General features: G+C 40.9%; 16 protein-coding genes. 4 read left to right on the forward strand and 12 right to left on the reverse strand.

Going from position 1 to position 13,852, the window contains the following annotated elements; genetic code table 11:
* The first annotated feature begins 229 nt into the window (after positions 1-229).
* On the forward strand, positions 230-1,450 hold the full coding sequence (locus AC1D7X_RS16200; RefSeq protein WP_495458338.1) for a sugar efflux transporter: 1,221 nt from the start codon (positions 230-232) through the stop codon (positions 1,448-1,450).
* Positions 1,451-1,525: 75 nt separating this feature from the next.
* Here the strand turns inward: AC1D7X_RS16200 and AC1D7X_RS16205 are convergent, their stop codons facing one another.
* The 7 genes from AC1D7X_RS16205 to AC1D7X_RS16235 all read right to left on the reverse strand — a co-directional run bounded on the left by AC1D7X_RS16205 (position 1,526) and on the right by AC1D7X_RS16235 (position 8,363).
* Positions 1,526-1,630, reverse strand: coding sequence for a DUF6254 family protein (locus AC1D7X_RS16205; RefSeq protein ID WP_015735743.1), 105 nt, complete (start codon positions 1,628-1,630; stop codon positions 1,526-1,528).
* 459 nt (positions 1,631-2,089) lie between these two features.
* Complete coding sequence (locus AC1D7X_RS16210) at positions 2,090-2,419, reverse strand: hypothetical protein (RefSeq protein ID WP_495475631.1); 330 nt, start codon at positions 2,417-2,419, stop codon at positions 2,090-2,092.
* 276 nt (positions 2,420-2,695) lie between these two features.
* Positions 2,696-3,283, reverse strand: a complete 588-nt coding sequence (locus tag AC1D7X_RS16215) for a TVP38/TMEM64 family protein (RefSeq protein WP_495458340.1) — start codon at positions 3,281-3,283, stop codon at positions 2,696-2,698.
* Positions 3,284-3,388: 105 nt separating this feature from the next.
* Positions 3,389-4,831 (reverse strand): hypothetical protein, encoded by a 1,443-nt coding sequence (locus AC1D7X_RS16220; RefSeq protein ID WP_495475632.1) that lies wholly within the window; start codon positions 4,829-4,831, stop codon positions 3,389-3,391.
* Between the two features lie 279 nt (positions 4,832-5,110).
* Complete coding sequence (locus AC1D7X_RS16225) at positions 5,111-6,652, reverse strand: sensor histidine kinase (RefSeq protein ID WP_495475633.1); 1,542 nt, start codon at positions 6,650-6,652, stop codon at positions 5,111-5,113.
* A complete protein-coding gene (locus tag AC1D7X_RS16230; protein ID WP_495475634.1) occupies positions 6,649-7,323 on the reverse strand; it encodes a response regulator transcription factor in 675 nt (224 codons plus the stop codon). Before AC1D7X_RS16230 ends, AC1D7X_RS16225 begins: the two co-directional genes overlap by 4 nt.
* A 98-nt stretch (positions 7,324-7,421) precedes the next feature.
* Complete coding sequence (locus AC1D7X_RS16235; RefSeq protein WP_495458343.1) at positions 7,422-8,363, reverse strand: ketopantoate reductase family protein; 942 nt, start codon at positions 8,361-8,363, stop codon at positions 7,422-7,424.
* Between the two features lie 158 nt (positions 8,364-8,521).
* Here AC1D7X_RS16235 and AC1D7X_RS16240 point away from each other — a divergent pair, with 158 nt between their 5' ends.
* From AC1D7X_RS16240 to AC1D7X_RS16250, 3 genes are all read left to right on the forward strand, one after another.
* Positions 8,522-9,079, forward strand: coding sequence for a TetR/AcrR family transcriptional regulator (locus tag AC1D7X_RS16240; RefSeq protein ID WP_495475635.1), 558 nt, complete (start codon positions 8,522-8,524; stop codon positions 9,077-9,079).
* A 206-nt stretch (positions 9,080-9,285) separates the two neighbouring features.
* Positions 9,286-9,813 carry an RNA polymerase sigma factor gene (locus AC1D7X_RS16245; protein WP_495475636.1) on the forward strand — a complete coding sequence of 176 codons (528 nt, stop codon included), beginning with the start codon at positions 9,286-9,288 and terminating at the stop codon, positions 9,811-9,813.
* Positions 9,807-10,964 carry a DUF4179 domain-containing protein gene (locus AC1D7X_RS16250; protein ID WP_495475637.1) on the forward strand — a complete coding sequence of 386 codons (1,158 nt, stop codon included), beginning with the start codon at positions 9,807-9,809 and terminating at the stop codon, positions 10,962-10,964. The genes AC1D7X_RS16245 and AC1D7X_RS16250 overlap by 7 nt, the downstream gene beginning before the upstream one ends.
* A 123-nt stretch (positions 10,965-11,087) precedes the next feature.
* Here the strand turns inward: AC1D7X_RS16250 and AC1D7X_RS16255 are convergent, their stop codons facing one another.
* The 5 genes from AC1D7X_RS16255 to AC1D7X_RS16275 all read right to left on the reverse strand — a co-directional run bounded on the left by AC1D7X_RS16255 (position 11,088) and on the right by AC1D7X_RS16275 (position 13,765).
* Positions 11,088-11,588, reverse strand: a complete 501-nt coding sequence (locus AC1D7X_RS16255) for a DinB family protein (RefSeq protein ID WP_495458347.1) — start codon at positions 11,586-11,588, stop codon at positions 11,088-11,090.
* A gap of 148 nt (positions 11,589-11,736) precedes the next feature.
* Positions 11,737-12,045: a hypothetical protein gene (locus AC1D7X_RS16260; RefSeq protein WP_495475638.1), complete on the reverse strand. Its 309-nt coding sequence runs from the start codon at positions 12,043-12,045 to the stop codon at positions 11,737-11,739.
* Positions 12,046-12,165: 120 nt separating this feature from the next.
* Positions 12,166-12,519 carry a hypothetical protein gene (locus tag AC1D7X_RS16265; protein ID WP_495458349.1) on the reverse strand — a complete coding sequence of 118 codons (354 nt, stop codon included), beginning with the start codon at positions 12,517-12,519 and terminating at the stop codon, positions 12,166-12,168.
* Between the two features lie 92 nt (positions 12,520-12,611).
* On the reverse strand, positions 12,612-12,851 hold the full coding sequence (locus AC1D7X_RS16270) for a hypothetical protein (protein ID WP_495475725.1): 240 nt from the start codon (positions 12,849-12,851) through the stop codon (positions 12,612-12,614).
* A 785-nt stretch (positions 12,852-13,636) separates the two neighbouring features.
* Positions 13,637-13,765, reverse strand: coding sequence for a hypothetical protein (locus AC1D7X_RS16275; RefSeq protein ID WP_495475639.1), 129 nt, complete (start codon positions 13,763-13,765; stop codon positions 13,637-13,639).
* Between the last annotated feature and the right edge of the window lie 87 nt (positions 13,766-13,852).

Raw genomic sequence — 13,852 nt, forward strand, 5'->3', positions numbered from 1 at the left:
TGAACAGTCAGTTGTTATGTATCCATCATAAAACTGTTTGCTCGAACAGTCGATAGGTATTGTGTATTCTGGAGCGAACTAGTTTTACAAGCCCTACAATTACTATCCAAATAGCAGTAAGGTATCCATCCACTACGATAAAATATCACATATATTATTACTGTCATTTTCAAGTATACTATAACGAGATTGACTATCTAAACCAAATATAGAGGAGTAACTTCAGATCATGATCAAACGACTTACTGCACTATTTTCAATTCCTTCGTATGGCCTACTCTTTTTATGTATGTTACTACAGGGCATGGGTCTTTCGCTCAGCTCACCGTTTTTATCCATATATTTCACGGATCAGCTTGGAGTATCTGTCGGATTATTTGGTATTTATCTAGCTGTCACGTTAATTGCAGGGATATGGATCAGTACGCTAATCGGGAGACGCTCTGACCTCGGTATGAATCGTAAAAACATTTACATGGTCTCCATGCTCTGTAATGCATTAGCTTTTAGCGGATACTTGCTCATTAAGGATTTCACGATCTTATTTATCTATATGACGGTGTTTACTGCCCTCGGTGCACCAGGTATGCCTCAATTATTCGCTATTTCTAGAGAAGCAGTGACGAAGAGTGATTTTACTGATCATGCATTTGCTAATTCTACTTTGCGTTCTGCTTTCTCGCTTGGTTTCATTATTGGCCCATTAATCGGGACTATGTTAATTGCTGCTGTTGGGTTTAAGGGGATTTTCTCGGGTACGATCGGTGTATTCCTACTTGCTCCGTTGCTTATATTCCTGTTTCTCAAATCAAAAACGGATGAGCCGAAAAAAAGTAATGCTAAAGTGGAAGTGAAAAGTCTCCCTCTGGATAAGGATAAGAACCCTAATATTCTGCTTCCCTTCTTAATTCTAATACTCATGTACATAGCTCACTGGACGAGTAGTCTTAATACCGCCCTCTTTATTACGAACAATCTTGGGGGAACGACTCGCGATGTTGGTCTAGTCAGCAGCATTTGTGCTGCGCTAGAAATTCCCTTTATGATTACATTAGGAATACTCAGTGCAAAGTATAGTAATCGAATCTTGATGATGTGTGGCTCCATTCTAGGAGGAGTGTATTACGTCGTTGTCATGATCTCAGACTCCATGTGGCAGATGCTTGCAGCTCAAATTCTGCTTGCCGTGTTTGTTGCCGTAATTTCTGCGATTGGTATTAGCTACATTCAGGATCTTCTTCCGAGTAAGCCTGGGTATGCATCTACGCTCTACTCTAATTCATCCACAATCGGTAGACTGGTTGGTAGTCTTGTTGGCGGAGGATTAGCCAGTATTGTAGGGTACCGGTATTCATTTGTATTCTGTTGTATACTCATGATTATTTCTCTAATCATGCTTGCAGTAAGTGGACGTTACACTGTAAATGAACCACAGAAGTTATCGGTTTAATATACGAAAACAAAGAAGAAGACTGCCGGTGAAATCACCGACAGTCTTTTTTGTCGAAGCAGTATACTCCTCGTCCTATTCGCTGGACAATTCCTTGAGCGATTTGATTTTACCATGCGGATGCTGTTCTTGCTTTCGTGACTTCCAGGCAGCTTCTTTCCTTCTCTTCTGGTGTGCCATAACAAGTACCCTCCTTTGGAAAATGGATTGAGATTATATACCACTTTCTTATTTTGCCATTCCTTGACTCTTTTCATTCCATAATATTGCTTGGAAAGCTAATCAAAAAAACAGCTTGCTTGCACACAGTCTCCAAATACCTCGCCTATGGCGGTCCCCTACTGCCGGGTATCCCTCTATTTAACCGCTCACGCTTGAAACATCCAATGAACGGTTTGCTCGCACGCCCCCTGCCGAAACTGAACATGTACGACAAGCCAGCGTCAAGCCCCAGGGGGACGTACGTGTATCTATCTCCCATCAGCGGATGAATTCCCCTTGACAAGGCAAGCAGGGCTAAGCAAAAGTACAACATTCTCAGTAGGTCGTGTCCACTTTCGCCCATCTCTTCTGGGTTTTCTCCATACAACAACTCCCAGTATTGCTCAAACCTCTCTATTACGTGGTCATTTTCGCCAGTCATGTGCTGACCAGCTGACAAACCATTAACTTGTTCCACAGACGTCCGTGAATTTCCCCACTCGAAGTACGGCAGTACATCATAGACAGCGTGTCGAACTTTTCATTTATCGGATTTCCATAGTTAAACGTTCCCATATTCATTGGGTCGTTTTCCATCGTCAGTTTTACGCCATCTATGTTGTAAATCACTTCAAAATGTCCATCCGCAGATATGAACTTCATATTGTACTCCCCATTCCTACCGTACATATGAAACCGCGTACTCTGACGGCTCATGAGTTTCCATCCAAAGATGCCACCCTGTTCGTGTAGGATGATTGCAATCATTTCGTCAACCTCCTTATGAAATCGGTATTAGTTCAAGCAGGAAGCCACAGAGTTTAAGAGCAATACTTCCATCGTTGTGAATCAATCATACTAACGCCATTTAAACTGAATTTAAACCAAAAAGAAAAAGAACAATTTTACCCCGCGACAGGTAAGATTGTTCCTTTTATCAGCGCTAGAAAACAAGATATGCGCTCTATATGGGCAAAGATACTGTAAACACAGTTCCCGACCCTCGGCTTATACCGTGATTTTGCCGCTGTGCGTTTCCCAATCTTAAACGATACCCGAAATCCATGAAAAGCCAAAGCTGTATGAAGCAATGGACAGCGGTTTGCATAAAAAGATGATTGCAATAAATTTTTCGAGTTTCATTTTTGTGAGTCCGGCCAGCATACACAGAAAATCATCGGGTACTACCGGTATTAAAATGGCAATGGTAAAACTAGTATCAAAGCGGTTTTTCTTGTCTAGCCAGCCAATAAATTTATCATAATTTGTTTTGGAAGAAACAATTTGTAAAAAGGATATCCCCAATCTGCGCGCCAATAGAAACGCGATAACCGATCCAACGGCAATCCCAACGTAGTTGTACAAAAATCCCTCCACAGGACCGAATATATACACGCCCGCCAGTAAACTAATGCCTCCCGGAATGATCGGTATGACCACTTGCACGATTTGGAGGATCACAAACGCCATAGGCCCCCAAACTCCAGTTTTCTGGACAAAGTTCTTTAACGACTCCAACGATGTGAAAATTCCGTTGCTCCATCCATAAATAGCCAAAATCAAGATCAGAAGCAGCCCCATTATAAATGTTATATGAAACACTGTTTTTAATGTTATCTTCTCACCAGTCATCCGTTCAATTATCCTCTTTTTCTGCCGTTTTCTATGATAAAAGCTCTTCCATTGCCGCAAAATGCTTTCATTGGAATATAGCTCGTAGCCTCTTATTTTTAATGCTTAAACATGAATGATTGCTCTCCATTGGCGCAAGAGATTGACAAACCTCGTTCTGATTCCTTTTGTGGGTTGGTACAAGTAATTACCTACACGCGTTCGGATTTTTCTTGTCCATTTGGGTGCTACCGCCGCATAAGGCGGATAGAGGCTTTGCGCATCTGCCGGCTGCGTATCGGTTTCATTCCGACAATTCGAGTAAACCTCAACTTCCAATCCGGTCTGTTCGGAAACCAAGTCGAAGAAGTGTTCTATCACATCGGATTCAGAGATATTACTTGAAAAAGAGATATTCAACTTCCCACCGACAGAACAGATAGCGCAGTTTATAGAGGCAGCCCTTTTGTGTAATGGCATCGCCTCTATCATGTCAACATATTGCTCCATCGACTTAGGCAACTCAATATTTCCGAGGTTAGTCAGAACCGCAGTTGTTGTACTTTCCGACCGCTTTGATACAAAGTTGATTATCGTCTTTTTGATAAACCACGGAATAACTCGGCTCACGAGCATTTTTTCATATCCGACGTATGTTGCTATAATGGAAGCAAAACCTTCCTTTGTGATAGAGGTTTTCATTTGCGTTGTTACAGATTCCACTAGTTCGTCAAAGGTTTGCTCAGGATCTGCTGGTATACTTACACTGATTTGAGAAATAAAGTTTCTCAGTGTTTTTGACGGGAACAACCCTCGAAGATTAACCGGTATAGAAATCCGAATTGGGTGATCACTTTGCCCCTGCTGGGAATCGGATGAAGAAATCGCTTGTGCGAATACTGCCGTCAAATATCCCGTTATAGTAGTTCCGTTCTGTCGAGCGTAATCTTTGAGATGCAAAGCCGGAATAACACCGTGAACAACATTCGTCCTACACTCCTCAAGAACCGTTCCCCGGATAGCGCGGGCTTTTTGTGTCTCAAATTTTGACTTACTAACATCTCTTTGGTAGTACCGTAAGCACCCGTCTTCCTCTTCCTCCCGATCCGGGGCCTTTTCTGGTAGCAGAATCATTCCTTCATCTTTAACCTCTTTTCCAATTACCAGCAAATATTGATATACCAATGATTTTAAAAATTCCATCGCGCCCTTTCCGTCTGCAAGTACGTGGTAACATTCCAACGTAATCCGGCGTCCGAAATACATGATTTTGAACAGATATTCATTATTTTCTTTGGTCACCATAATCGACGTGCAAGGATAGGTTGATTCTTCCTGTACCACCAGCGGATTGTTGTTTTCATAAAGATAGGTCCAAAATAATCCCTTCTTCAATTTTACCGCCATTGTGGGAAATCGTTTAATCGTTATATCGGCAGCTTGCTGAAGCGCCCTTGGGTCAACATTTTCAGTCAGTATTACTACTAGACGGAAAACACAAGTGTTTGTCTTCTTCGTCACCGCAGAGTAGAGCTTTCCCGTGTTATCAAGTCTATACCATCTTTTCATTCAAACCATCTCCATGATATTAATTACAAAGTGGAATCGTTGTTTCCATCGTTGTAAACCCATCATATTGACGCTGTATAAACTGAATTTAAACCAACACAGAAAAAGAACAATTTTACCTCGACAGGTAAAATTGTTCTATATTGAGTGAGAGATAACCCCCGGGTTATGCCGTGGGAGTGAGACGGTATTAGTCTCAAGCAATTACTGGTTGTTGTTACTCAAATAGAGGAAACAATCAGAAAACAATCAGAAAACAATCAGAAAACAAGTTGTGTACTACACGGGTAAGGATATTGTAAACACTGTTCCTACTCCCGGTTCACTCTGCACCGCAATTTTTCCACCGTGTGTTTCCACAATCTTCTTTACTATAGCAAGTCCCAGCCCGCTTCCTTTTTTGGTGCGCTCTCTTGATTTGTCCACTTTGTAAAACCGCTCAAAAATATGTTTTTGCGCGTCCTCATCAATTCCTATGCCTGTGTCGGATATTTTACATTCAACGGCTTTCCCGTGTTTGTGTAAATCCACCCGTATACTGCCGCCCTCTGGTGTGAATTTAATACTGTTATGAATGAGGTTTACCCACACTTGGCTCATCATATCCTCATCCGCCATGACGGTCACGCTGTCAAGAAAAGCATCCATGTGTATCTTCTTTTCGCTCCATTGCGGTTCACAGCTTAGGATTAAAGCCCGAATCTGTTTATCCAACCGGTATGGTTTCGGCTCAAATTTCATGCTGTCGGCTTCAAGCGCGGCAAGTTTCAGCAAGTTTTCACTCAATCTGGACAACCGCACAGTTTCTGTTTCAATAATGCTTAGGAAATGCTTTCGTTCTTCAGGCGTTAATTCATCGCTTTGCAGGACATAGGTAAACCCTTTAATAGAAGCAAGGGGGGACTGGATCTCGTGCGACACGTTAGAGATGAACTCCTGCCGCATACTTTCCGTCTGCTCCAAATTTAAAGCCATTTCGTTAACGCTCTTAACTAATCTGGCAAAAGGCTCGACTTCTTTCATACCGTGGTTTAGCCGAACACTAAAATCACCTTTCGAGATGCTTTCTAAAGCGTCCATCACCTCGGATAGCAAACGGATATTACTCGTGAAATTGGAATTCTTGAAATACCAACGAAGCAAGAGGAAAATCAATACACCTGAGTAATGCCAAAAGAGATGAAACAAAGGGGGACCTTCCTCCGGTAATCTTTGCCCAGTGAACAAGACATACAGAACGAAAGCCAAGAAGTAAGCAACGACTAACCCTCCCAATATGACCGCAACGATAACAACCGTCAGGGCAACATATTGAACGACTTCCCCCCTGCTGATAAATCGATTGCCAAAAGGCAGCTTCGCCCACAAGAACTTTTTGACGAGAAACAAAAGGAGCGCCCAGAGCAGAATGTTAAAAAGCCAAAAATCCCGCGAGGTTTGGGCCTCCGGCATAAACCCGATAATCGCATAACCGATACTGGTAAGCCCGTGTGAGATGGCAAAACAAAGGAGAAGAACTGCAGTTATCATTAAGATTAAGGTAATCCTTCGGATATTTATTGCTCTTGAGGCAAACTCAATGCCCAAAAATGACTTGACCTTTTGGCTTTTTTTTACTAAAAAAAACAGCAGTATCCACGTTGCAAAGGCAGACACATAAAAAGCAGAAATCACGCCGTCTGTTAATTCGGTTCCCGAAAGTAAAACGATGATAAAGCACACTGTAACCGCAGCAGTAAAAGCGTTAGCAAAACAGATGATTAACGCAAACAACTCTAAAATAGCTCGCTCTGCAAAATGGACAGCCTTACTCTTCATCATGATTCCACTTCCAAGCGATAGCCCAAGCCCCGGATGGTTGTGATTCTAAAGGCGCATTTCCCCTCAGGAAAACGCTGGCGTAAGCGGTTGACATGAACGTCCAGCGTCCGCTCGTTTCCCTCAAAATCGTAGCCCCATATATCTTCAAGTAACGTATCGCGAGAGAATGTCCGTCCGGGTTGCCCGGCCAATTTAAACAAAAGCTCAAATTCTTTGAGCGGGAGTGTAATTTTCTCATCTCCAGCGGTTACTTCATAATTCTTTTGGTTCATCACCAGTTTCCCGACTTGAACATTTTGAGAAGCAATAATCTGGTAGCGATTTAACATGGCTTTTACCCTCGCCACCAATTCCAGCGGCTCAAATGGTTTCACCAAATAATCATCTGTTCCCAACTGAAAGCCCTTTACTTTTTGTGAGGTTTCACCTTTTGCCGTCAACATGAGCAAAGGAATATCATAAGATACTCGAAGCTCACGACACAGCTCAAAGCCATCCATATTCGGCATCATCACATCAAGGATAACTAAATCCGCTTTTACCGTTTCTAATTTTGAAAGTGCGTCCAGACCGTCATCGGCTTCATATACGGCAAAACCCTCTTTCCGCAATACAACTTTCACCAATTCACGAAAATGCGGGTCATCGTCAACAACTAAAATTTTATTCATAATGAGGCTCCTTTCTGCGGTCAACCACATAATCAAAATAGTGTAGCAGTTCAATGTAAACTGAAGTTAAACAGAATCTTAACCTAGTCCTGGTTAGTTCAATGATTATTTGATTTAAACTTGGTCATCGCTTGTTTCTCAAGTTCGTCCCAATGGGGTGTCGCAATGTTTAATCGTTGTTTTAACAGATCGAACGAATCAAACAAAGCTGCAATTTCGCTGTAAGATCCATTCATCAATTTCATAAACGGTAATTTATGTATTATTTTTAGACCATAGTATACACTCTGTCTGTGTTTTCGAATAAAGTTAACTTGATTTGCAGGAGTGATCGTATATCCTAATTGTTCTAATATATGAAACCCCTCGTCCATGACTGATATAGCTTGCTTTAATAGCTTCTTGTCCTTAGATAATTTTTTCAAATCACCATCGTAAAGATATCCAACAGAATTTAAAGCTACTATTGCGACGATATGACTTTTGAGCCAAGCATCCATATCATCATGATAAGCTAATTTAAATTTAACATGTTTAAACGCTTTTTCTAGTAAAGGTTTTATTGTGATCTCCCCATCCAGATTGCCAAGTATTAGTTGTCCACCTCCGCGTATGCAAATGATACGACCGCTATCTTCTCGGAGTCCTCCGCTTATCTGAAAACCGAAGATTATATTTTTCGCTACATCGCTCTTTTCTTGAAGAATGTTCTGCATCCCATGGGCATCAGCATTGTTACCGATAAGAACAATATTCTGACTCTGATTCTCAGCTAGAATAGGCAGCACGGATAGGAAATCATTGTATTTCATCACGACAAAAATGAGATCATACAGATCCTCAGGTTGAAGCTCCTGAATGACCTTTACTTCATCGACCGTGTTTTTATGCTGAAAATAATGATGTATGACAACTCCATCTTTCATCAATTGTTCAGCACGCTTACCTCTAGCAAGTACTGTGACATCATTTCTTCCGCGCACTAAGGCATGAGCAAGATAACTTCCTTGAACTCCGGCGCCAAAAACTAATATTCTCATGGTTATATCCCCTCTTTTTTAACAATTGTTGTATTTTGACCATTTGTTCAATAAAGTAAGATTACCAACATCTTTAACAAGTATCTATCGCTAGATCTATCGGTTTTGTTGAGTTTTCAACAGAATACAATGGTTTGTTTAAAAAAAGGGGTGTCTCCATGGATAGAAGAACAAAAAAGAACCAAAGAGCCATTATGGATGCATTAATTCATTTAATAGGAGAAAAAGATTTCGAACAAATAACGATTAATGAAATCGCAGAGCGTGCTGATGTCAATCGAGGCACCATTTATTATCATTACGCGGACAAATACGATCTATTGGATAAATGCCTAGAGGCTCATTTGTATCATTTGATCGAAAGTTGCTCCTCAGAGGATGGAACAGAATCTGCTCCATCAAAGTCTTCATTATTTCGTACACTTAGACAAATGGAGAAGAACGCTCTCATTTATAGGAATTTATTAAGCAATAAAGGCATTCCTTCGTTCAGAAACCATTTACAAAAAATAATGAGTAATCAAGTAATGGAACAAATCGTTGGAAATAATTTAAACCTAAATGAGTTGAGTAAAGAGATATTTGTACAATTTCTGAGTTCGGCGATTGTTGGAGTGATTGAATGGTGGTTAACTCAACAAATGCCCTGTTCTGTAGAAGAAATAACTGAACAGTTATGGTCACTACTCGAACAGAATCAGATGATCCCAGCTTAGGCTGATACGGAGAAATAACTCATCTCAACGGTTGAGATCCGGAGCTACACCTATTGGTGGACCTAGGTGTTTTGGTTATAAACGAGATACAGTCCCCTGAATAGGTTGGTATTTTTCCCCATGTAACCTTCTAGCTACCTACTCGATCTAATATATGTAACGTTACAAAAATTCTAATACTTTTAGTCAAGAAAGCAGGTGAACCCTTGCATACAGATCCTATTGTCGTCAAAGCCCAAGCTGGGGACCCTGAAGCATTCATGCAGTTGATGCAAAAGTTAGAGTTACCTTTATATAGAACTGCACGTTCCATCGTCAACAAAGACGAAGATTGTGCAGATGCCCTCCAAGAGACGATGCTTAAGGCCTTTAAGTCCATCCATACACTCAGAGAGCCCGCTTTTTTTAAAACGTGGATCTATCGAATTCTGATTAATGAATGCAACAAAATGGTCAAAAGCAACTCAAGAGCCCTCCCTTATGGAGAGCTTCCCGATGTCTCTTCCACTTCAAAGGATTATGAGAACATCGAATTATGGGATGCCGTACAACATCTTGAGGAGAACCTACGGATTGTCATTCTCCTTCATTACTTACAGGACATGCCGATCAGTCAAATTTCCGACATTCTCGAAATTTCTACGGTAGCGGTGAAGACCCGGCTGCATCGTGCACGCAAAAAGCTAAAGCATTCATCACAAATCAATCAAGACAAAGGAGTTACGACATGGTAAACACTAAGTTAGAAGAACAATTAAAGAACTGCCAAAGCTTACTTCCCGATCAGATATCGGATATTACACGCTCCAAGCTGAATGAGACTTACCAAATGATCAGAGAAACCGATCATTCCATTCCCCCCATTCAGAGCAAAATAAATGGATCAAGAACTTTTAATAAATGGTGGGTTACCACTGCAGCCGCTGCAATCCTTGGACTTACCCTCATAGCTTCCGGATTTGTATCGCCCGCAATGGCAGATGCACTTAAGCAAATTCCGGTTCTAGGACAAATCTATTCATTATGGGGTGAGACGAACTTAGATCCCGGTGTTCAACAAGCCGAGGAATTCATCACAAACGTTAACCAAAGCGTGACCCATGGCGATGTGACAATGAACATTCCAACATTGTTATTTGACGGGACCCGAATTCTTATGAATATAACCACTCCTGGAAACCTTCTGGCTTCGGAGCCCAATTCACCGCCTTCCGATACCAATAAAGGTGCGGTGGATACGTTAGAGGTTCTCTATAAAGACCAACCTCTGAACGTAGGTTATGAATTCATGGACGGTGAGACTGCTTCCAGTCTAATCGTTCAGGTTACCAGCAATACTAGCACAAACCAGTCTATTAAGTTCTCTGATCAATTTGACTTGAATGTAAATGTAACGTTAAAGGGTTACGATGACCCCTTCCAATTCGTTCTACCTGTTACAAAATCAACACCCGTTACCGTTCTAACTTCAGAGGAGATCCAGCATTACGAAAACATTAACTTACAGATCAGCAAGTTGGAAATCACCCCCATCACAACGCAGGTATCTGTTGAGTACACAACCAAACCGGGCCAGAGCATAGAAGAAATGCTCGCTTCTATCCCTTCGAAATACAAGGGTGCTAACGGGGGCGTTATCGCTCTTCAATATGACATTGTGGATGAACATGGTGTTCAACTGAAGCCCATCGGTGCTCACCCTCTTAGCGAATCTTATAACATTCGCTTTGAGCCATTCAAGACTCAACCACGTACCGTAACCATTAAACCGTATTTAGTCGTATCCGAAGGTCAAATCCCAGCTGGGGATACGGGACTGGTGGAACACAAAAATATGGTCAAGGAATATATTCCTGAGCTAGAGACTGTATTTTCGGTGCAATAGTTCATCGACGGAGCCATAATTGGCTTCGTCTTTTTATTTATGCCCCATGAAAATGTTCGTCCCAAAAAATCAGTCGCAGAGTACCGGCGGTCATGCCGAGGTCCTGCGACTTTTTGGCGAGCTTTAGTTCATTTGTATTTCGTCGGCCGAGGGACCATAGAGGCCCGGCACCGGAATATCGAGAAGTCGCAAATAAACCCCTAGTTGCGCCCGATGGTGAACCATGTGGTTCAATCCGAAGTTGCGAAGCGCGATCGCCCGAGGTTGGCATAAGATGATAAGGTCACCGTTCCGTAATTTCCATTCCTCACCGAGCGTTTTCTCGTCGCATTCGGCTAACAGCTTTTGAATCTTGACAACGTTAGCGTCGAATTCCTCTAGCACGTCTTCGCGTCTTTCCAATGGTTCCCGCCGAAGCGGCACGGTCGAAAGATCGAGTTCCGGGTAAAGAAGAATTTCGAGTTGCCAGTTCAGCAGATTAGTCAGATGCGTGGCCAACCCGCCCAACGTCATTGATTTCACGTGCGGCTTCCACGTCATATGCTCCTTGGGCAAGCGTTCCAGGATACGACGCGTACTGGCCAGCTCATGCATGACGTCCCCGATAATCAGTTGTTTCACCATAGGTTTTCACTCTCCTCGTTTATATGATATGTACTCTATTGTATACTAGCATATATTGTAAGTTTTCTACCCGTTACTTCAATGAAAACAGCAGGCTAACGCCTGCTCGTTAATGTGTATCATTCAACTAAAGTTCCCCGTTAATGAATTATGGATTTAATTTTAATTCATTGACAAGAAAATCACCTTGCTCTATTTTCATTACGCTCTTTTCTTTTGTATAATCCCAACCATTTTTTATTGTATATTTAATTATACTAGTACAAACACTCGGTTCACATAAGTTGGTGGACCAATTAACTTCCCAAGAAAATAGTATAAAAAAATGCGATGTTTTAGTTTTTGAAGGATATATTTTAAAACATATTGACTCATTTGAAGGCGATTGGTCAATTATGCAATGAAATAAGCACTCATCAATTACGATTTTCTTTACTTCCTTTGTGAAAAGCTTCATTGATTGAACTCCTTTTGTAGGACCATTTTCTTAATTTATAAATTCCACCTTTTCTTACGTTAACCTGCCCGTTCGTATTATGAGATCAACCAGTGCGGTAGACCTTTCGGTATTGAACTATCACGTCAATCTTTCGGAGATAGTTTTACTTATTTCTTCAGGGTTTTTAACATCAATAATTAACTTTGATATTTTAAATTTACCAACAAGAAAATTATTCAAGTCAAAATGAAGGGTATCAACCTCATTATAAAAAAAGTAGAGATGATAACCTCCATTGAATCTAAATAATCCATTTCTTGTTCCTCCAAAAGAAGCACCATAAAGCTTGAAAGCATTTGGTATGGGTCTACCTGTTGTTATCCCCTTAATCGAAGAGTATGGAATTTGCAACCCGTTATCTAATTTAAAAAAGGGCGGATTTCCAAGATCGATATTTAAATGGGTTTCCATTAATTGAATTGTACGTTCCATTCGTTTAGTCCACCATTTCATAACGCTTTAGTATTTTTAAAATATGTTTACATATTATACCATATATAATCTTATTTATAGAATTTATTGAGCTAATTTACCCAAGAACAGAACATGCCTTTTTCCATCCCTTGATCTTTCATTAGTTGTTGAATCCAACCTAGAAAGTGATTGAAATCTGAGTTTGTAATTTCAAAATGGAAAGCTTTCTTGAACTCTTGCCCTCTAAAATCCTGTGCGCGTGCAACGTGCTTGTACTTAGCGATATCTACGCCAACTATTAGCGTTTGAGAAGTGATTTGAGCTATCTTCTCATTTTGGTTATAATTCATATTATCTGCCTCCTGACATTCGAATTCGTCCCTTTCGCTGGCCAGCTTAGGACAATTCTTATGATATCAAGAGGTATTTTATTGTTCAAACGTCATTCTTTCTCATTACAGGAATGCTTCCCGTTACTTCAATAAACAAGAGATAGCTCAACGTTGCATGATCTTCCACTCTCGTGTCCCGTTTAGCGTAATAAACCACGATTTGTCAGTTTACAGATAACTTAAATATCAAAGCCCATTTTGCGTTTTTCAATCGTTCCGGAGTTAAATCAATGGTTTCCCAATCATTCTTATTTGTGGACTGCATCCCCCATACAGCAACCTCGTCATTTTCTGAGACATCCAAGCTTTCATTTAGTTGGATAGTATTGCTTCCTGTATTTCTAATATCACGATCGATGTATGTAATACTTGATGCTGTACCGTTTATATTCGCAAAAGCTGTTGTGATCTCATACAGTGGTTTACTGCCTTCAATTGAAACTGTCTTAATCGATGCAATAAATTCGCCTTCATAGTCCTTTGTCTTAATAACATTACAAAAATGCGTTCAATGCGGTGCGTTAAACTGCCCGTTACTTCAATGAAAACAGCAGGCTACCGTAGCGCCTGCCCATTAATGTGTATCATTCAACTTAAATATCCCGTTAGCCATACATGCAGCGCAAGCGCCGTACCACAGATGATAGAAGTAATTCCGTTCTTCCATGGGAGTTCAATGAATTACCTTACCAATACCGCTTTCCATTAAAGGCGAAAAATCGAACTCCCTCGGTGCGATTTACCTAATCATGTGTTACCTCATGACTCTCAAGTTCACCATTCTTATTAAAATTGAGTCGTAACAAACTGTCATCTACTCCTAATCCTGCTCTACCTAAGTAATAAACATATTGACGATAAGGTTCATCCAATTTTTGTGCGGGTTCTCCAATCTAGGATACAAATTTCTTCCTCTAAGTCAGTTTACCGTTAAATTGGTATATGGATAATGGAGTGTT

This window comes from Paenibacillus sp. Y568, assembly GCF_059445545.1.